This is a genomic window from Enterobacter cloacae complex sp. P12RS (assembly GCF_014895875.1).
Classification (GTDB): Bacteria; Pseudomonadota; Gammaproteobacteria; order Enterobacterales; family Enterobacteriaceae; genus Enterobacter; species Enterobacter bugandensis.
Map to the genome: position 1 here is coordinate 1 of NZ_JADBQO010000083.1, position 397 is coordinate 397.

1 protein-coding gene is annotated in these 397 nt (G+C 53.4%); it reads left to right on the forward strand.

Annotated elements, in window-relative coordinates; all coding sequences use genetic code 11:
- Positions 1-149: 149 nt before the first annotated feature.
- Positions 150-397, forward strand: a 248-nt coding sequence (gene yhcN / locus IM284_RS22915) for a peroxide/acid stress response protein YhcN (protein WP_193055962.1), incomplete at its 3' end; no start/stop codon positions are given.

Consider the following 397-nt stretch of genomic DNA (forward strand, 5'->3'; position numbering starts at 1 on the left):
GGTGACCACTGGCACGCCACCGCCGAGCTGTACAAATAAGTTTAAGTAATCACTGAAGACATAACTCTCCACTCAACGGCACCAGGCATAAAAATAGCAGTTCAACCCTTCTCGCCGTTGAGCAAAAAACCTGTTCAGGAGTAAAGACTATGAAAACCAAATTGATCATCGCAACCCTGGGTCTGGCATCCGCTCTCTCTTTCGGCGCAAGCGCAGCCGTACAGCAAGTGAATGCCGATCAGGCACAAAATCTGCAGCCAATGGGCAGCGTCTCCGTGACGTCAGTCACCGGCTCCCCGATGGACATTCGTCAGGAACTTGCCGCCAAAGCTGAAAAAGCAGGCGCCAGCAGCTATCGCGTCACCGAACTGAATCAGGGTGACCACTGGCACGCCAC